A 17,720-nucleotide genomic window follows, 5' to 3' on the forward strand; every position below is an offset into this window, starting at 1 on the left:
TGTTGCGCCGCAGCAAAAGATTCGCGTTAATCGATGTTAATCCCGCGCCAGTCCGAATGCACCACCCTGGCGGACGGTCCATGCGTCAGCCGCGCCCGCGATATCCGGGCACGTCCTGCGGCGGCAGCCACAGCCGCTCGGGCGGTGGCCCGGACTGCCAGAAGACGTCGATCGGGATCCCGCCGCGCGGATACCAATATCCCCCGATCCGAAGCCATTGCGGCTGCATTTCCGCAAACAATCGCTCGCCGATGCCGACCGTGCAATCCTCGTGAAAACCCTGATGGTTGCGGAAAGCCCCGAGAAACAATTTGAGCGATTTGGATTCGACGATCGTCTCGGCCGGCGCATAATCGATCACCAGATGCGCGAAGTCGGGCTGGCCGGTGACCGGGCATAGCGACGTGAATTCGGGAACCGCGAACCGCACGAGATACAAGGATCCAACGCGCGGATTGGGAACGTAATCGAGCACCGCCGCTTCTGGTGAAGCAGGCAGCGCACTCGTCTGGCCAAGATGCAATGGGGTCATGCACAAGAGATAGGAGACCGGACGCCGAAATGGAACTGCCGCCCCTCACGTTGATCCCGATCCTGGGCGACCAGCTTTCGCTCGGCCTGTCGTCGCTGCGGGGCGCCGATCCCGCGACGGCGCGCCTGTTGATGATGGAGGTCGCCGACGAAACGACCTACGTCCGCCACCACAAGCAGAAGATCGCGTTCATTCTATCCGCGATGCGCCACCATGCGGCGCTGCTGCGCGACCAGGGCTGGACGGTCGACTATGTCGCGCTGGACGACCCCGATTCGACCGGCAGCTTCACCGGAGAGGTCGCGCGTGCGGTCGGGCGGCATGATCCCGCACGGATCGTCGTCACCGAAGCGGGCGAATGGCGCGTCCGCGCGATGCTCGATGCGTGGGAAACGCTGTTCGGCATCCCGGTCGAGATCCGCAGCGACGACCGCTTCATCGCCACCCACGCCGAGTTCGCGACTTGGGCGGAGGAGCGCAAGCAGCTCCGAATGGAGTATTTTTACAGAGATATGCGCCGCAAGACCGGGCTGCTGATGGACGGCAAGGATCCCGTCGGCGGCCAATGGAATTTCGACCACGACAATCGCAAGCCGGCCAAGGCCGACCTGCTGATGCCGCGCCCCTTACGCTTCCCGCCCGATGCGATCACCCAAGCCGTGCTCGCGCTCGTTGCCGAGCGGTTCGCAGATCATCCCGGCAGCCTCGACAGCTTTGCCTGGGCGGTGACCGCGCACGATGCCGAACGCCAGCAGAAGCAGTTCCTCGACCATGCGCTCGCCGGGTTCGGTGATTATCAGGACGCGATGCTGACGGGCGAGCCCAGCCTGTGGCACTCGCTGCTCTCCCCGTATCTCAACGCCGGACTGCTCGACCCGCTGGCGCTGTGCCGCGCGGTCGAAGAACGGTATCGCGCGGGCAAAGTGCCGATCAACACGGCGGAGGGATTCATCCGCCAGATCATCGGCTGGCGCGAATATGTCCGCGGCATCTATTGGCGCGAAGGCCCCGATTACGCGCACCGCAACGTGCTGGATGCGAAGCGCGCGCTGCCCGCCTTCTACTGGACCGGCGAGACCGACATGCACTGCCTCGCCGAATCGATCGGGCAGACGCTGGAGAATGCGCACGCACATCACATCCAGCGGTTGATGGTCACGGGCACCTTCGCGCTGCTGATCGGCGCGGATCCGCATGCCGTCCATTTGTGGTATCTCGAAATTTATATCGACGCGTACGAATGGGTCGAATTGCCCAACACGCTTGGCATGAGCCAGTTCGCCGACGGCGGCCTGCTCGGGTCCAAACCCTATGCGGCGAGCGGCGCGTACATCAACAAGATGTCCGATTACTGCAAGAGTTGCCGCTACGACGTCCGCCAACGGACCGGCCCCGACGCCTGCCCGTTCAACGCGCTCTACTGGGACTTCGTCGTCCGCCACGAGGACACGCTTGCGCGCAACCCGCGGATGGCAATGCCCTATCGCACCTGGGCCAAGATGGACGAAGCGACCCAAAGCGAGATCCGCGACTCGGCAAAAGCCTTTCTCGACCGTCTCGACGCCGCCGCAGAGGCGTATTAGGCTCCCGAAAACACACAAGGGAGACGCGGTATGGACTCGCTGGTAACGACGGAGTGGCTCGCCAACGAACTCGGGGCGAACGATCTCAGGATCGTCGACGCGACCTATTTCGCGGGCTTCGGTGATCGCAACGCCGCCGCCGAATATGAGGCGGCGCATATCCCCGGCGCGGTGTTCCTGGATCTCGCCGAAATCGCCGACACGTCGAACGACCTGCCCTCGATGCTCCCCACCCCCGAGAAGTTCGCCAGCCGGATGCAGTCGCTCGGGCTCGGCGACGGCAGCCGGATCGTGCTCTACGACAATTCACCCTACCACACCTCGGCGCGCGCGTGGTTCATGCTGCGGACCTTTGGCGCGCACGACGTCGCGATTCTCGATGGCGGGCTTGCCAAGTGGCAGGCCGAGGGGCGCGACACCGCGAGCGGCAAGGAGCAATTGCGGCATCGCCACTTCACCGTCTGGGCCGACGACAAGGGCGTCCGCACGCTCGACCAGATGAAGGCGAACGTCGACAGCGGCGCGGAACAAGTGCTCGACGCGCGCTCGGCCGCACGCTTCACCGGCGAGGAAGCCGATCCGCGCCCCGCGACGCATCCGGGGCATATCCCGGGCTCGCGGAACCTGCCGGTCGGGCAGATCTTCAACGAAGACGGCACGTGGAAGACCGGCGATCCCTTACGCAGCGCGTTCGAAGGCGCGGGGATCGACCTCGCCAAACCGCTGGTGACGACGTGCGGGTCGGGCATCACCGCGTCGGCGCTGGCGTTCGGCGCGCATCTATTGGGCGTGGAAGCGGCGGTGTACGACGGCAGCTGGTCCGAATGGGGCGCGGATCGCACGACGCCAAAGGCGACAGGCGCGGCGTAACCGTCTTAGCCCCTCCCCTTCAGGGGAGGGGTTGGGGTGGGGCAGTCCAGCAGTACTCAACTCTCTGCGAGGCACTCCCCCACCCCCAACCCCTCCCCTGAAGGGGAGGGGCTTTAGAGATTCCACGCTCTACCCTTGCCTTCCGCCGCGTCTCCCGCTTTGCAGTCCCCAGCATTGCAGGGACGCCAAGCCATGAAAAAAACCGACACCCCCAAGGGCGATTCCACCCGCGTCGTCACCGCAGGCCGCCGCAAGGAATGGACCCAAGGCGTCGTCAACACCCCCGTCTGGCGCGCATCCACCATCCTGTACGATTCGGTCGCCGACCTCCGCGCGGCGGGTGCCCGCGACACGCATCACCGCCTGTTCTACGGTCGCCGCGGCACGCCCACGCAGTGGAGCCTCGCCGACGCGCTGACCGAGCTCGAACCCGGCGCGGAAGGCACGTTCCTCTATCCCTCGGGCGTCGCAGCAATCGCCGCCGCGCTGCTGTCGGTCCTGTCCCCCGGCGACGAAGTGCTGATCCCCGACACCGCCTATGATCCGACTCGTTCGCTCGCCACCGGGCTGCTCGCGCGGATGGGGATCACGACGCGCTTCTATGACCCGCTGATCGGCGCGGGCATGGCCGCGTTCATCGGCGACACCACCCGCGCGATCGTGCTGGAAAGCCCGGGCAGCCTGACCTTCGAGGTGCAGGACATTCCCGCGATCGTAGCGGCGGCCAAGGCGCGCGGGGTCACCACCCTGCTCGACAACACCTGGGCCACCCCGCTGTTCTTCCCCGCGATCGCGCACGGGATCGACCTGACGATCCTGGCGTGCACCAAATATATCGTCGGCCACAGCGACGTGATGCTCGGCTCGGTCACCGCCGCGCCCGGCCATTTTGCGCGGCTGCGCGACACCAGTTTCCAGCTCGGGCAAGTCGCCAGCCCTGACGATTGCTGGCTCGGTTCGCGGGGCTTGCGCACCATGGCGATCCGCCTGCGCCAGCACGAGCAAAGCGCGCTCGAGGTCGCGCGCTGGCTGCAACGCCAGCCCGAAGTCGCGACGGTGTTGCACCCGGCGCTGCCCGATTGCCCCGGCCACGCCACGTTCCTGCGCGACTTCGCGGGATCGTCCGGGCTGTTCTCGTTCGTCCTCGACGGCGGGACCGAGGCCGCCCGCGCGGCGCTGATCGACGGGCTCGACCATTTCGGGATCGGGTACAGTTGGGGCGGGTTCGAAAGCCTCGCGATTCCAGTCGATCCACAACGCCATCGCAGCGTCACGCAGCGCGCCGATGCGGGGCCGATGGTGCGGCTCCAGATCGGCCTGGAAGACCCGGCAGACCTGATCGCGGATCTCGCCGCGGGCCTGAAGCGGTTCGCTGCGGTGCGGTAAGATTCGGGTTGCTGTGGCAGCGCAGCAACATTTCCTTACGAACGCGCAATGCGGCAGCAATCTCGCTTGTGCGCTGCGGCGGAACACGGCATTGCTATGCCCTCTCCGGTTATCGGCGCGGGGTGGCTTGCAGCCATCGACAGATGCTGGATCGGGGAAGGCAGGCGGGGACAGTCGCATTTTCGAAAGGGAAATGATGCGCTTCTCCAGAACAACGCTCGGCGGGCTCGTGCTCGTCGCTTCCGCTACCCCTGCCTTCGCGCAGGAAACCGCCCCTCCGCCCGCGGTCACGATCAACGGCACCGCGGCGCTCGTCAGCGACTATCGCTTTCGCGGCGTCTCGCAGACCGACCGCAACGCGGCGGTCCAGGGGTCGATCACCGTTACGCATGAATCGGGTTTCTACGTCTCCGTATGGGGGTCGTCGGTCGACAATTACGTCACCGTCGCCGGAACCGGGCATCAGGAAATCGATCTGATCGGCGGCTACAAGAAGGTCGTCGGCGGGACGACGTTCGATGTCGGAGCGCTCTATTACGTCTACCCCAAGACGCATCCGGCAGGCGACACGAGCAGCTCGGACTTTCTCGAGCCCTATGCCGACATCTCGCACACCTTCGGCCCGCTGACGTCCAAGGTCACGGTCAATTACGCGTTCAAGCAGAAGGCGTTGACGCTCGACCAGGGCGCATCGGGGGTGCTGCGCAAACGCGACAACGTTTATCTGGCGGGGGATTTCTCGGCGGGGATTCCCAAGACCCCGCTCGGCCTGATCGCGCACGTCGGGCACAGTTTCGGACCGAGCTGGCTCGCGACCGATTCGACTGGCAAGAAGGGGTATACCGACTGGGCGCTCGGCGCGACGGCGACCTATAAGGTGCTGACGCTCGGCGTGTCCTATGTCGACACCGATGCCCATTTCGTGTCGGGCGGCGGTCGCAACGTCAGCAAGGGCGGCGTGGTCGCCTCGCTGGGCGTGGCGTTCTAACCCGTCATCAGGACTTTACGGCGCGCTACCCGGGACAGTCCTGGGTAGCGCGTTCCTGATACCGGCGTCGGTAATCACGAAAAAGGGGGGCGTCACCGCCCCCCTCATGGTCCGTGTCTAGATCGGGACGTTACTGCGGCGTTGCGGCGCGCGCGGCCTGGCCGTCGCCTTCGGGGGCGGAGACGATGTCGCGCGTCGTCGTGCCCTTGTCGACCACGGTCGTCCCCGGGTCGCCGACCGACGAGCGGATGCCGGGATCGTCATCGTCGATTCCCGCCTGGCTGATCGTCGCCGCTTCGCCCGCGCTGCGCTGCGCCGGGCCACCGAACAGCGCGTCGAGCGCCTGCGCATTCGCGCTGACGTCGTTCGCACGCGCCGCGCCGGGCTTGGGCGGGGTCAGCGAGAAATCGGGCGGGATCACCAGCGGCGCCTGGCGCGCGACCGTGAACTCGTCGGGACCGCTGCGACCGACCTTGTTGTGCGCGCACCCGGCGAGCAGAACCAGCGCCAGCGCGGCGGGAATAATCGTCGACTTACGCATGAAACGTCTCCGTTGGGCCCTGATCTGCCCCTGAATTGCTCGTGCCCGGTGGCGTTCCGGACCCGCTCGCTGGTGCATCCGTTGCCGAACTCCCCCGCACCGGTTTCTCTCGTACCAGAAGCGCGCGCGCGAACAAGATGACCACGCCGATCGAGATCGCCGCATCCGCGATGTTGAACACCAGGAACGGCTGCCAACTGCCGAAATGCAGATCGGCGAAATCGACGACATAGCCAAGCCGGATCCGGTCGAGGATATTCCCCGCCGCACCGCCGAGCACCAGCCCAAGCGCTGCCTGTTCCGAGCGGTTGGTCTCGCGCCACATCCAGATGAGCACGCCAAGCGCGATCACCCCGGTCATCGCGACCAGCAGCCAGCGCATCGTATCGGTGTCCGCATGCAGCAGCCCGAGCGACACGCCCTGGTTCGCGACGAAACGCAAGTTGAAGAACGACGTGACGTAATGCGCGTCGGTCATCGCATTGAGCTTGAGCCCCTCGGTCACGCCGAGCTTCGCGGCCTGATCGACCACGAACAGCACGATGGCGGTCGTCAGCCCGGCAAGCGGGAGCCTCACGCCACCACCTCCGCGCACCGATCGCACAGCGCGCCGTCCTCGGCGACGTCGGGCAGCAGCCGCCAGCAGCGCCCGCATTTGTCATAGTCGGTCCGGCTGACCGCCACGCCCTCGCCCGTCGTCACCTTGGCGACGATGAACAGCTCGGCCAGCGCTTCGACCGGCATCGGTGCGTCGGGAACGACGACCTCCGCCTCGAGGCTCGAGCGCACGATCTTCTCGCGCCGCAGCGGTTCGATCGCCTCGGTCACTTGCGTCCGCAGGGCACGGACCTGCGCCCAATGCGCGACATCGACGCCTTCGACTTCGGGCAGCTCGGGCCATTCGAGCAGATGCACCGAACTGTCCTCGCTCGGGAAGCGCGCCTGCCACGTCTCTTCGGCGGTGAAGCACAGCACGGGCGCGGCATAGCGCACCAGCGCGTGGAACAGCATGTCGAACACCGTCCGGCACCCGCGCCGCTTGGGATCATCCACCCCGTCGCAATAGAGCGAATCCTTGCGGATATCGAAGTAGAAAGCGGACAGATCCTCCTGCGCGAATTCGGTCAGCAGCCGGACGTAGCTGTTGAAGTCATACACCGCGACCGCCGCGCGCAGCTTGGCGTCGAGCTCGGCGAGCAGCTGGAGCACATAACGTTCGAGCTCGGGCATCTCCGCGACCGGCAGCCGTTCCGGCTCGTCGAAGCCCTCGAGCGCGCCGAGCAGATAGCGGAAGGTGTTGCGCAGCTTGCGATACTGGTCGGAAACCCCGTTCAGGATCTCCTTGCCGATCCGGTGATCCTCGGTGAAATCAACCGACAGCGCCCACAGCCGCAGGATGTCCGCGCCCGATTCCTTCATCAGGTCGAGCGGGTTGATCGTATTGCCGAGGCTCTTGGACATTTTCATGCCCTTGGAATCCATCGTGAACCCGTGCGTCAGCACCGCATTATACGGCGCGCGCCCGCGCGTTCCGCAGCTTTCCATCAGCGACGACTGGAACCAGCCGCGATGCTGGTCCGAGCCTTCGAGATACAGGTCCGCGGGCCATTGCAGGTCGGGCCAGCGCCCGCTGTCGAGCACGAACGCGTGGGTGCAGCCGCTGTCGAACCACACGTCGAGAATGTCGGTGACACGCTCGTAATCCGCGACTGCATAATCGGGGCCGAGCAGATCCTGCGCCGCTTCCTCGCTCCACGCGTCGACGCCCTCGGCGCTGACCGCCGCGATGATCCGCGCGTTGACCGCGGGGTCGACGAGATACTGGCCGGTCTTGCGATCGACGAACAAAGTGATCGGCACGCCCCAGGCGCGCTGGCGGCTGATCACCCAGTCGGGGCGGCCCGCGACCATCGCGGTGATGCGGTTCTGGCCCTTGGGGGGATACCAGGTGGTCGCTTCGATCGCGCGAAGAGCGGTTTCGCGCAACGTCTGCCCATTTCGCCCCTCCCCTTCAGGGGAGGGGATGGGGGTGGGGGGTGTCTCACCGAGACCGGGCTCTGCTGGACTGCCCCACCCCAACCCCTCCCCCGAGGGGGAGGGGCTAGGAAGATCCATCGGAATGAACCATTGCGGCGTGGCGCGGAAAATCACCTTCGCCTTCGATCGCCACGAATGCGGATAGCTATGCGCGAAATCATCGCTCGCCGCGATCAACGCCCCCGCCGCGCGCAAGTCCGAACAGATCGGCCCCTCCGCGGAGACGAACTTCTTGTTGATCACCGAGCCCTGCCCGCCGAGCCAAGCCCAATCGTCGCGATACATGCCCGCGCCATCAACCGCGAAGACCGGCTCGATCCCGTACTGCTTGCACAGCAGGAAATCGTCCTCGCCGTGATCGGGCGACATGTGGACGAGCCCGGTGCCCGCGTCGGTGGTGACGAAATCGCCCGGCAGGAACGGCCGCGGCTTGGCGAAGAACCCGCCGAGGTCATGCATCGGATGCCGCGCGGTCGCGCCTTCGAGCTGCGAGCCCTTGATCGACTGAAGCGCGGTCACCGTCCCCGCGCTGTCGCCGATCTTGAGGATCACCGGATGCCCGATCCGCGCGCCGAAGCTCTCTAGCAGATCATGCGCGATCAGCAAAGTGCGCGGCCCCTCGACCATGTCGTCGAAGCGGACCAGCAGATATTCGATCTCCGGCCCGTAGCTCAGCGCCTGGTTGACCGGGATCGTCCACGGCGTCGTCGTCCAGATCACCGCATGCGCGCCGACCAATTCTGGCGCGTTCGGCGCATCGACGATCTCGAACGCGACGTCGATCTGCGTCGACACGACGTCCTCATATTCGACCTCGGCCTCGGCGAGCGCTGTCTTCTCGACCGGCGACCACATCACCGGCTTGGCCCCGCGATACAGCTGGCCGCTCTCGGCGAACTTCATCAACTCGGTGACGATCGTCGCCTCGGCGGCGAAATCCATCGTCAAATAGGGGTGGTCCCAGTCGCCGTTGATCCCCAGCCGCTTCAATTGCTCGCGCTGGACGTCGACCCAATGCTGCGCATAGGCGCGGCATTCGGCGCGGAATTCGCGCGGCGGGACTTCGTCCTTGTTGCGCTTCTTGGCGCGATACTGTTCCTCGACCTTCCACTCGATCGGCAGCCCGTGGCAGTCCCAGCCGGGCACGTACGGCGCGTCCTTGCCGAGCAAGGTCTGCGTCCGGCACACCGTATCCTTGAGGATGTGGTTGAGCGCATGGCCGATGTGCATGTCGCCATTCGCGTAGGGGGGGCCGTCGTGCAGGATGAACTTCTCGCGGCCCGAGCGCGCGGCGCGGACCTTCTCGTACAGCCCCATCGCCTGCCACTTGGCGAGAATCCCCGGCTCCTTGGCGGGCAGGCCCGCCTTCATCGGGAAGTCGGTCTTCGGCAGGAAGACGGTATCGCGGTAATCGCGCGCGGGTGCGGGGGTATCAGTCATTTGCTTGAGCGCTTAGCCTGAAGCGCGCCCCGTAGAAAGCCCCTCCCCTTGAAGAGCGCCGCCCGCGGATAGCCCCTCCCCTTCAGGGGAGGGGTTGGGGTGGGGAAGTGCGCTGCCAGCGGTCGGGAAGCGTGGAAGCGGTCGCAGCGATCATCTCAGCAACGCCTGCGAGGTTCGTCATCACGTCAAGGTTGCCAAAGCGGACAATCGTAAAGCCGAGCGCCCTTAACCGGACGTCGCGTTTGCCATCGGAAGGCCCATCATGCGTGTCGCCGTCGACCTCCACCCCAAGCCCGATCCCCGGGCAGAAGAAGTCCAGAGTTGCCTGAGCTTCGAATACGACATGCTGGCGACGAAACTTGAGGCCATTGAGCTGGGAATTAGAGAGCGCCCGCCAAAAGCCTAACTTCAGGCTCAGTAGGATTCCGCCGCATCTCGTGCGCGCGAGCCAGCAACTCCGCTTCCGTGGCCATCACTTCCCCACCCCAACCCCTCCCCTAAAGGGGAGGGGCTTAGTCAAGTTCGCCGCCTACGCCCTCACCAACTCCACACCATCCCCGTCTCGCTGAACGGCTTAGGCTCCAGCGGCGGGATCGTCGCCGGGTTGAGCTCGCACTGCCAATAGCCCACGTCGATCCAGCGCCCGTCCTTATACCCCGCCTCGCGAAAGAACCCCGCGCGCCTGAACCCGACCGACTCATGCAACCGGATCGAATGATCATTGGGCAGCGCGATCACCCCAATCGCATGGGTGAACCCCTGCGCGCGCACCGTGTCGATCAGCGCATCATACAATTGCCGCCCGTTGCCGCGCCCCTGCGTGCCCATTTCCAGATAGACCGTCGTCTCGATCGTGTAGCGATACGCCGGCCGATCGCGGAACGCCGACGCATAGGTGTACCCCCGCACCGGCCCGCCCTCGCCCTCGGTCACGACGAGCCACGGGTAGAGCCCGTTCGACTTCGCCATCCGCGCGCACATGGTGGCGGTGTCGGGCGCCTCGGTTTCGAACGAGACCGTCCCCCGCTCGACATACGGGCGATAAATTTCCGCAATCGCCGCCGCATCGTCGAGCGTCGCGGGCCGGACCGCGACGCGGGTAGGACCTTCGGACGGAACCTCCCGTGGCGCGATCACAGCGCGAACCGCGCCAGCACCAGATCGAGCAGCTTGGCGTCACCGGGCCGCGGTGCGGTCCCGCCAATCCCGTCGCATTCGAGGCAACGCGCCTGAATCGCTGCGCCAGTCCCAATCCGCTTCACGTCGCCCAACGCGCGCGCGAACACCGCACGGCGATCCGCCGCCATCCGCGTGAACGCATCGCCCGCCGAAGCATCGTCATCGTCGCGACCCGACGAGAGGACCTGTTGGATCATCATCGCGAACGCGCCCGGCTTCTTCTCGAGATATTCGGCGTGCACGTCACCTGGCTTCAACCCGGCACGCTTGGCGGCTTCGTCGATCGCATCCTGCAGCCCGCCGAAGCGGTCGACCAGGCCGAGCTGGCGCGCGGTCCCGCCATCCCAGACGCGCCCCTGCCCGATCTCGTTGACGCGCTCGAGGCTCATCTTGCGCGCGTTGGCGACGCGCGTGATGAACTGGCGATACCCATTCTCGATCCCCGCCTGGAAGATCGTGTCGGTCTCGGGCGTCGTACCGCCGTAGATATCGGGCTGCCCCGACAGCGGCGTGGTGCGCACGCCGTCCGACGTCAGGCCGATCTTCTTGAGCGTATTCTCAAAGGTCGGGATGATCCCGAAGATGCCGATCGAGCCGGTGATCGTGGTCGGCTCGGCGAAGATCACATCGCCTGCGGTTGCGACCCAATAGCCACCCGACGCCGCCATATTGCCCATCGACACGACGATCGGCAGCTTCTGCGCCTTCGCCTCGATGATCGCACGGCGCATGTCCTCGGACGCGAGCGCCGAGCCGCCGGGCGAATCGACGCGCACGACGAGCGCCTTGAGGTCCTTCTTGGCGAGGCCCTCGAGCACCAGCTTGGCGACCGTGTCGCCGCCCACCGAGCCCGCCTTGGACTTGCCGTCGATGATGTCGCCCGCGATCGTCAGCACGCCGATCTTGGCGCCGGCGGTTGGCAGCGGGTTCGCCGCGACGTAATTGGCGAGCTTGATCGTGTTGAACGTCCCCGGTGCCTTGCCGGTCGGCGCACCCGCGAGCTGTGCGACGCGCTTGCCGAAATCGAGCCGGGTGCCGAGCTTGTCGACGATCCCCGCCTGGAGGTTAGCCTCGGCGATATTCCCCTGCGCGGCGGTGATGACCGCGCCAGGCGTGGTCAAAAACGGCTGGAACTTGGCCTTGGGCCGCGCCTTTGCGACCACTTCCTGCCACTGCTGGAACAGAACCTGGTACAGTTTGACCACCTCTTCCTTCGCCTCGGGCGAGGCTTCGGTGCGCGTGTAGGGCTCGACGAACGACTTGTACTTGCCGACGCGGTAGACGTGCGCGTTGACCCCGAGCTTGTCGATCAGGCCCTTGTAATAAAGCTGGCTGCCGCCCGGCCCCATGAACAACGTGCCCCCCATCGGGCTCATCCAGATCTCGCTCGCGTTCGCGGCAAGGCGGTAGCCGCCATCGGTATAGGCGGTCGCATAAGCGAGCACCGGCTTGCCGGTATCGCGCACGCGGCGGAGCGCATCGCCGACTTCGGTCAGCGCGGCGGGATAGCCGCCCGCGAACGAGTCGAGATCGAGCACGACCGTCTTGACGCGATCGTCCTTGGCCGCCTTGTCGAGCGATCGCACCACGTCGCGCAGGCGATATTCAGGGGCGGACCCGCCACCGGTGAGCGCCGCGAACGGGTCTCCCGGTGTCGGCTGCTCGACGATCGGGCCGTCGAGCTTGAGGACCAGCGCGCCATCCTTGATCGCGCCCGCATTGGGTTTTGCCGCGAGCAGGCCGAACAACAGGCCGAAGAACAGCAGCATGGCGACCAGCACCAGCGCGTCCTTGATCCCGACCAGTAACTTCCAAGCGCCTCGAACGAGTTTCACCTGCGCCGCTCCCTGCAAATGCGGAAAAATACCCGGTACAGCTAGAGCAGCCCCCGGGCGGAGTAAATGCGTGTTAGCGACGCAACACAGCTTTTCGCGGTCGGGCTCGCCCTGCCCGCGAATAGGACCGGCTGGCCAGTAAATCGCGGATCGCCCGTATTGACGATGCCGGGTGGCGTACGCATATGCGGTGTGCTGGCACTCACCGATGGCGAGTGCCAACAGCTGTTCACAAGATAAGGGACTCCGCGCATGAACTTTCGTCCGTTGCACGACCGCGTCCTCGTCCGCCGCGTAGAGGCAGAAGAGAAGACCGCAGGCGGGATCATCATCCCGGAAACCGCCAAGGAAAAGCCGCAGGAAGGCGAAGTCGTCGCCGCCGGCACTGGCGCGCGTAACGAGGCAGGGGAAATCCACCCGCTCGAAGTCAAGGCCGGCGACAAGGTGCTGTTCGGCAAATGGTCCGGCACCGAAATCAAGATCGACGGCGAAGACCTTCTGATCATGAAGGAATCGGACATTCTCGGCATCGTTGCCTGAGCTTTTCCGTAAACGACCTTCACTATCTTCAACTTCTGAAAGGGTAGCCCACCATGGCATCCAAGGACGTAAAATTCGGGCGTGACGCCCGCGAGCGCATTCTCCGCGGCGTTGATATTCTCGCCGACGCGGTCAAGGTCACGCTGGGGCCAAAGGGCCGCAACGTGGTGATCGACAAGAGCTTTGGTGCCCCGCGCATCACCAAGGACGGCGTCACCGTCGCCAAGGAAATCGAGCTCAAGGACAAGTTCGAGAACATGGGCGCGCAGATGCTGCGCGAAGTCGCGTCGAAGACCAACGACATCGCTGGCGACGGCACGACCACCGCAACGGTTCTCGCGCAGGCGATCGTCCGTGAGGGCATGAAGTCGGTCGCGGCCGGCATGAACCCGATGGACCTCAAGCGCGGTATCGACCTCGCGGTCGTCGAAGTCGTCAAGGATCTCCAGGCGCGTTCGAAGCCGGTTTCGGGTTCGCATGAAGTCGCCCAGGTCGGCATCATCTCCGCCAACGGCGACAAGGAAGTCGGCGAGAAGATCGCGGAAGCGATGGAGAAGGTCGGCAAGGAAGGCGTGATCACCGTCGAGGAAGCCAAGGGTCTCGAGTTCGAGCTCGACGTCGTCGAAGGCATGCAGTTCGACCGTGGGTACCTCTCGCCCTACTTCATCACTAACCCCGAGAAGATGTCGGTCGAGCTTCAGGATCCCTACATCCTGATCCACGAGAAGAAGCTGTCGAACCTGCAGGCGATGCTCCCGATCCTGGAAGCCGTCGTTCAGTCGGGTCGTCCGCTCCTAATCATCGCCGAGGACATCGAGGGTGAGGCTCTGGCCACGCTCGTCGTTAACAAGCTGCGCGGCGGCCTCAAGGTTGCAGCGGTCAAGGCACCGGGCTTCGGCGATCGTCGCAAGGCGATGCTCGAGGACATCGCGATCCTGACCAAGGGCGAGATGATCTCGGAAGACCTCGGCATCAAGCTCGAGTCGGTCACGCTCGGCATGCTCGGCACCGCCAAGCGCGTCACGATCGACAAGGACAACACCGTCATCGTCGATGGCGCTGGTGACCATGAGTCGATCAAGGGCCGCACCGATGCGATCCGTCAGCAGATCGAGAACACGACCTCGGACTATGACAAGGAGAAGCTCCAGGAGCGTCTCGCGAAGCTTGCTGGCGGCGTTGCCGTGATCAAGGTCGGCGGGTCTTCGGAAGTCGAAGTCAAGGAGCGCAAGGATCGCGTCGACGATGCGCTGCACGCAACCCGCGCAGCTGTCGAAGAAGGCATCGTCCCCGGCGGCGGTACGGCTCTGCTGTACGCAACCAAGGCGATCGAGAACCTGACCGGCGCGAACGAAGACCAGACCCGCGGGATCGACATTGTCCGCAAGTCGCTGACCGCGCTGGTTCGCCAGATCGCCAGCAACGCGGGCCATGACGGCGCCGTCGTCTCGGGCAAGCTGCTCGACGGCAACGACACCACGATGGGCTTCAATGCTGCGACCGACACGTACGAGAACCTCGTCGCTGCCGGCGTGATCGATCCGACCAAGGTCGTCCGTACCGCGCTGCAGAATGCAGCATCGGTCGCTGGCCTGCTCATCACGACGGAAGCCGCCGTGTCCGAGCTGCCGGAAGACAAGCCCGCCATGCCCATGGGCGGCGGCGGCATGGGCGGCATGGGCGGCATGGACTTCTGATCCCGCGGGGCCTTGCGCCGGCTTTGGTCGGCGCGAGACCCTCGGGTCCGGACAGGACCATGCACCCTGCCCCTAGTGGCTGGACGAACAGGAAGGGCCGGGGCGCAATCCCCGGCCCTTTTCTTGTGGAAAACCGTGGAGCGTCACCACGCGTGGCACCACAATCCCACACCCGTTGCAAAACGACCCCCTGCGTCGGCTTCGTCACGCGCGCGTCATGAACCTCGCGTAGCGCGCCGGGATCACGAAGGACCGGGAACCCCCGGACTTCGTCCAGGGGAAAATTCATCATGTTCGGACACTTCCGGGCGCGCATCTGCGCGCCTCGGGCGGCGCTGTGCGCTGCCATGCTCGCCTCCACCGCAATGCCCGCCTTCGCCGCTGACGTTGCGGGGCGTGTCCTCGACCCTGCCACCGGCGATGCGCTGCCGGGTGCTACGGTCACGGCGAATGGGCGTAGCGCGACCGCCGACAATGACGGGATGTTCGTGCTCCGCGATCTCCCCGCTGGACCGGTCGAACTGACCTTCCGCTACGTCGGCTACCCCACCGTCACGCGCAGCGCGGTGTCGAGTGACACGCCCTCGGTCGTCGCCTTCCGGCTCGACGCGCCCCATGCCGATCCCGTCGGCACCGACATTGTCGTCACCGGCCAGCGCGCCGCCGACCGCCGCGCGCTGCAAGCGAAGCGCACGTCCAACGTCATCCAGGATACGCTCAACGCCAACGACGTCGGCAAGCTGCCCGACCAGAATGTCGCCGAAGCGGTCCGCCGCCTGCCCGGCATCTCGGTCGCCAACGATCAGGGCGAAGGCCGCTACGTCATCATCCGCGGCGCCAACCCGAACCTCGCCAACGTGACGATCAACGGCCAGACTGCGCCTGCCCCCGAGCCCGAGGGACGCCAGGTCAAGCTCGACGATATCCCGTCGTCGCTGATCGGCTCTGTCACCGTCATCAAGTCGCTCACCCCCGATCGCGACGCCAATGCGATCGCCGGACAGGTCGACATCGACACGCTGACCGCATTCGACCGCACCAAGGCGTTCGCCAACGCGCGGCTCGTCAACGGCTACAACAATCTCAACAGCCGCAGCCCTTATGAGGGCGACATCACCGCTGGCTCGCGCTTCGGTGCGGACAAGACCTTCGGGGTCGTGCTCTCGGCCAACTATTCGCGCCGCCCGATCGAGTCCGAGAATTTCCAGGGATCGTCCAACTGGAAGACGGTCAACGGCGTCGCGGTGCCCGACGATTTCCGCGTCCGCGATTACAACCTCACGCGCACCCGCTACGGCGCAGTCGGCAATTTCGACTGGCGCCCGAACGCGACCACCAGCGTCTATCTCCGCACGCTCTATTCGGCGTTCAAGGATCACGAGACGCGCGACCAGTTCCGCATCGAGATCCCGCAGACCGCGACGGTCACGGCGGGGGGCACGTTCAGTTCGCGCGGGACGCGCTTCCTACGGTTGCGCAACGAGGACGATTCGACCTTCACCGGCCAGTTGGGCGGCAAGTTCGGGTTCGGCGGATCCCAGCTCGAAGTCAGCGGCACCTACAGCAAGGCGCTCAAGAAGGATCCGCTCCGCTCGGAATATTCGTTCCGCACCGGCAGCACCGCGCTAACCGGCCTGTCGCTTGATCGCAGCGATCCCCTGTTCACCGTCAACACCGCCAATGCGACGTCGACCAACCCAGCTCTCTTCAGCGGCTACCGCGTCAATTACGACCGTCGTCGCGCCGCGGAGGATCTGTACCAGGGCCGCGCCGACCTGACCGTCCCGATCGGGCTCGGCAGCGACAGCACGATCAAGCTCGGCGGCAAGTTCCAGCAGACCGACAAGACCAACAACCGCGATTTCCAGCAGTATAATCTGACCGCGGGCAATCTTTCGACGACCGGCGCGTCGCGCAACGACGGCAGCACGATCTACGACGGTCGCTATGCGGTCGGTCCGCGGATCGATTACGATCGTGCGCAGACCTATTATACCGTCACCAACCCCGGCGCGCGGACGCTCGACGCGGCGGGCAGCCTCGCCAACTCGCTGGTCAACGATTACGACCTCAGCGAAAAGGTCTTCGCCGGTTACGTCATGGGCACGTTCAAGCTCGACGCGCTCACCATCATCCCGGGCGTCCGGGTCGAGCACACCGACGGCACGTACAAGGGCAAGTCCTTTACCACCGCCTCGACGGCGAGCCAGGGCTTCAACGTCGTCAACACGCGGCGCTACACCAACGCCTTCCCGGATCTGAACGTCCGCTTCGACGCGACCGACAAGCTGGTGCTGCGCGCGGCGGCGACCACTGCGATCGGCCGGCCCAATTATGCCGACCTAGCGCCCTATACGAGCGTATCGGACACGACGATCAACAAGGGCGTGGTCGCGCTCGGCAACCCCGAGCTCAAGCCGTACAAGGCGGTCGCGGGGGATCTCTCGGCGGAATATTACCTGCCCGGCCAGGGCATCCTGTCGGTCGCGGCCTTCTACAAGCATCTCGACGATCCGATCTTCACCGCGGGGCTCAACCGCGCGGGGACGTTCGGCGGCGTCACCTTCAGCAACGCGCTGGTGACCCAACCGATCAACGCGCAGAGCGCCGAGCTCTACGGGGTCGAGGCGAACCTGCAGACCCAGCTGCACTTCCTGCCCTCGCCGCTGGATGGCCTCGGCGTGTCGGGCAACGTCACCTATACCGACGGGTCGGCGCGCGGCGTCCCTAATCGTGCGGACAAGGTGCCCAACTTCCTCCAGTCGAAATACATCGGCACCGCGCAGATCTTCTACGAGAAATACGGCCTGACCGCGCGGCTCGCTTACACCTATCGCTCGGCGTACCTCGACACGCTGGGGGATTCGCCCGCGACCGACCAGTATACGGCGGAGAACAACTCGCTGGATGCGCGGATCGGCTTCTCGCCGGTCAAGGCGTACACGCTGTTCGTCGAGGCGAGCAATCTGCTCGATTCCCCGTGGCGCCGCTATCAGGCGGTCAAGACGCAAGTGATCGAAAACGAACGCTATCGCCAGAGCTTCCGCGTCGGCGTCCAGCTGGCGTTCTGAAGTACACGCCCCCGCCGCACG

The 17,720-nt window shown here is 65.4% G+C and carries 14 protein-coding genes; 7 read left to right on the forward strand and 7 right to left on the reverse strand.

The window, feature by feature from the left end; all coding sequences use genetic code 11:
* Positions 1 to 85: 85 nt before the first annotated feature.
* Positions 86 to 532, reverse strand: coding sequence for a preQ(1) synthase (gene queF, locus ABIC16_RS00465; RefSeq protein ID WP_277970959.1), 447 nt, complete (start codon positions 530 to 532; stop codon positions 86 to 88).
* A 29-nt stretch (positions 533 to 561) separates the two neighbouring features.
* Between queF and ABIC16_RS00470 the strand changes: the two genes are divergently transcribed.
* The 4 genes from ABIC16_RS00470 to ABIC16_RS00485 all read left to right on the forward strand — a co-directional run bounded on the left by ABIC16_RS00470 (position 562) and on the right by ABIC16_RS00485 (position 5,359).
* Positions 562 to 2,115, forward strand: a complete 1,554-nt coding sequence (locus ABIC16_RS00470) for a cryptochrome/photolyase family protein (protein WP_354289653.1) — start codon at positions 562 to 564, stop codon at positions 2,113 to 2,115.
* Positions 2,116 to 2,145: 30 nt separating this feature from the next.
* Positions 2,146 to 2,985 (forward strand): sulfurtransferase, encoded by an 840-nt coding sequence (locus ABIC16_RS00475; RefSeq protein ID WP_354289654.1) that lies wholly within the window; start codon positions 2,146 to 2,148, stop codon positions 2,983 to 2,985.
* A 192-nt stretch (positions 2,986 to 3,177) separates the two neighbouring features.
* Entirely contained in the window at positions 3,178 to 4,371 is a 1,194-nt protein-coding gene (gene metC / locus ABIC16_RS00480; protein WP_354289655.1) for a cystathionine beta-lyase, read from the forward strand.
* A 196-nt stretch (positions 4,372 to 4,567) separates the two neighbouring features.
* Positions 4,568 to 5,359, forward strand: coding sequence for a TorF family putative porin (locus tag ABIC16_RS00485; protein ID WP_354292225.1), 792 nt, complete (start codon positions 4,568 to 4,570; stop codon positions 5,357 to 5,359).
* Positions 5,360 to 5,489: 130 nt separating this feature from the next.
* Here the strand turns inward: ABIC16_RS00485 and ABIC16_RS00490 are convergent, their stop codons facing one another.
* The 6 genes from ABIC16_RS00490 to sppA all read right to left on the reverse strand — a co-directional run bounded on the left by ABIC16_RS00490 (position 5,490) and on the right by sppA (position 12,391).
* The gene (locus tag ABIC16_RS00490) at positions 5,490 to 5,900 is read right to left on the reverse strand and encodes a DUF3035 domain-containing protein (protein WP_277970963.1); all 411 of its coding nucleotides are present in this window, start codon (positions 5,898 to 5,900) and stop codon (positions 5,490 to 5,492) included.
* On the reverse strand, positions 5,893 to 6,477 hold the full coding sequence (lspA, locus tag ABIC16_RS00495) for a signal peptidase II (RefSeq protein ID WP_354289656.1): 585 nt from the start codon (positions 6,475 to 6,477) through the stop codon (positions 5,893 to 5,895). The genes ABIC16_RS00490 and lspA overlap by 8 nt, the downstream gene beginning before the upstream one ends.
* Positions 6,474 to 9,377, reverse strand: coding sequence for an isoleucine--tRNA ligase (gene ileS / locus ABIC16_RS00500; protein ID WP_354289657.1), 2,904 nt, complete (start codon positions 9,375 to 9,377; stop codon positions 6,474 to 6,476). The genes lspA and ileS overlap by 4 nt, the downstream gene beginning before the upstream one ends.
* An 82-nt stretch (positions 9,378 to 9,459) precedes the next feature.
* A complete protein-coding gene (locus tag ABIC16_RS00505; RefSeq protein WP_354292226.1) occupies positions 9,460 to 9,801 on the reverse strand; it encodes an endonuclease domain-containing protein in 342 nt (113 codons plus the stop codon).
* A gap of 113 nt (positions 9,802 to 9,914) precedes the next feature.
* The gene (locus tag ABIC16_RS00510) at positions 9,915 to 10,514 is read right to left on the reverse strand and encodes a GNAT family N-acetyltransferase (RefSeq protein WP_354289658.1); all 600 of its coding nucleotides are present in this window, start codon (positions 10,512 to 10,514) and stop codon (positions 9,915 to 9,917) included.
* Positions 10,511 to 12,391 carry a signal peptide peptidase SppA gene (gene sppA / locus ABIC16_RS00515; protein ID WP_354289659.1) on the reverse strand — a complete coding sequence of 627 codons (1,881 nt, stop codon included), beginning with the start codon at positions 12,389 to 12,391 and terminating at the stop codon, positions 10,511 to 10,513. The genes ABIC16_RS00510 and sppA overlap by 4 nt, the downstream gene beginning before the upstream one ends.
* 252 nt (positions 12,392 to 12,643) lie before the next feature.
* Here sppA and groES point away from each other — a divergent pair, with 252 nt between their 5' ends.
* The 3 genes from groES to ABIC16_RS00530 all read left to right on the forward strand — a co-directional run bounded on the left by groES (position 12,644) and on the right by ABIC16_RS00530 (position 17,699).
* The gene (groES, locus tag ABIC16_RS00520) at positions 12,644 to 12,931 is read left to right on the forward strand and encodes a co-chaperone GroES (protein ID WP_010162031.1); all 288 of its coding nucleotides are present in this window, start codon (positions 12,644 to 12,646) and stop codon (positions 12,929 to 12,931) included.
* 53 nt (positions 12,932 to 12,984) lie between these two features.
* Positions 12,985 to 14,628 (forward strand): chaperonin GroEL, encoded by a 1,644-nt coding sequence (gene groL / locus ABIC16_RS00525; RefSeq protein WP_277970969.1) that lies wholly within the window; start codon positions 12,985 to 12,987, stop codon positions 14,626 to 14,628.
* 290 nt (positions 14,629 to 14,918) lie between these two features.
* Positions 14,919 to 17,699, forward strand: coding sequence for a TonB-dependent receptor (locus ABIC16_RS00530; protein WP_354289660.1), 2,781 nt, complete (start codon positions 14,919 to 14,921; stop codon positions 17,697 to 17,699).
* Positions 17,700 to 17,720 lie beyond the last annotated feature (21 nt).

This window comes from Sphingomonas sp. PvP055, assembly GCF_040546365.1.
GTDB classification, from domain to species: domain Bacteria; phylum Pseudomonadota; class Alphaproteobacteria; order Sphingomonadales; family Sphingomonadaceae; genus Sphingomonas; species Sphingomonas echinoides_A.

Coding starts and splice junctions, on each gene's coding strand:
- queF (WP_277970959.1), bottom strand. CDS start 532: ATGACCCCATTGCATCTTGGCCAGACGAGTGCGCTGCCTGCTTCACCA.
- ABIC16_RS00470 (WP_354289653.1), top strand. CDS start 562: ATGGAACTGCCGCCCCTCACGTTGATCCCGATCCTGGGCGACCAGCTT.
- ABIC16_RS00475 (WP_354289654.1), top strand. CDS start 2,146: ATGGACTCGCTGGTAACGACGGAGTGGCTCGCCAACGAACTCGGGGCG.
- metC (WP_354289655.1), top strand. CDS start 3,178: ATGAAAAAAACCGACACCCCCAAGGGCGATTCCACCCGCGTCGTCACC.
- ABIC16_RS00485 (WP_354292225.1), top strand. CDS start 4,568: ATGCGCTTCTCCAGAACAACGCTCGGCGGGCTCGTGCTCGTCGCTTCC.
- ABIC16_RS00490 (WP_277970963.1), bottom strand. CDS start 5,900: ATGCGTAAGTCGACGATTATTCCCGCCGCGCTGGCGCTGGTTCTGCTC.
- ileS (WP_354289657.1), bottom strand. CDS start 9,377: ATGACTGATACCCCCGCACCCGCGCGCGATTACCGCGATACCGTCTTC.
- groES (WP_010162031.1), top strand. CDS start 12,644: ATGAACTTTCGTCCGTTGCACGACCGCGTCCTCGTCCGCCGCGTAGAG.
- groL (WP_277970969.1), top strand. CDS start 12,985: ATGGCATCCAAGGACGTAAAATTCGGGCGTGACGCCCGCGAGCGCATT.
- ABIC16_RS00530 (WP_354289660.1), top strand. CDS start 14,919: ATGTTCGGACACTTCCGGGCGCGCATCTGCGCGCCTCGGGCGGCGCTG.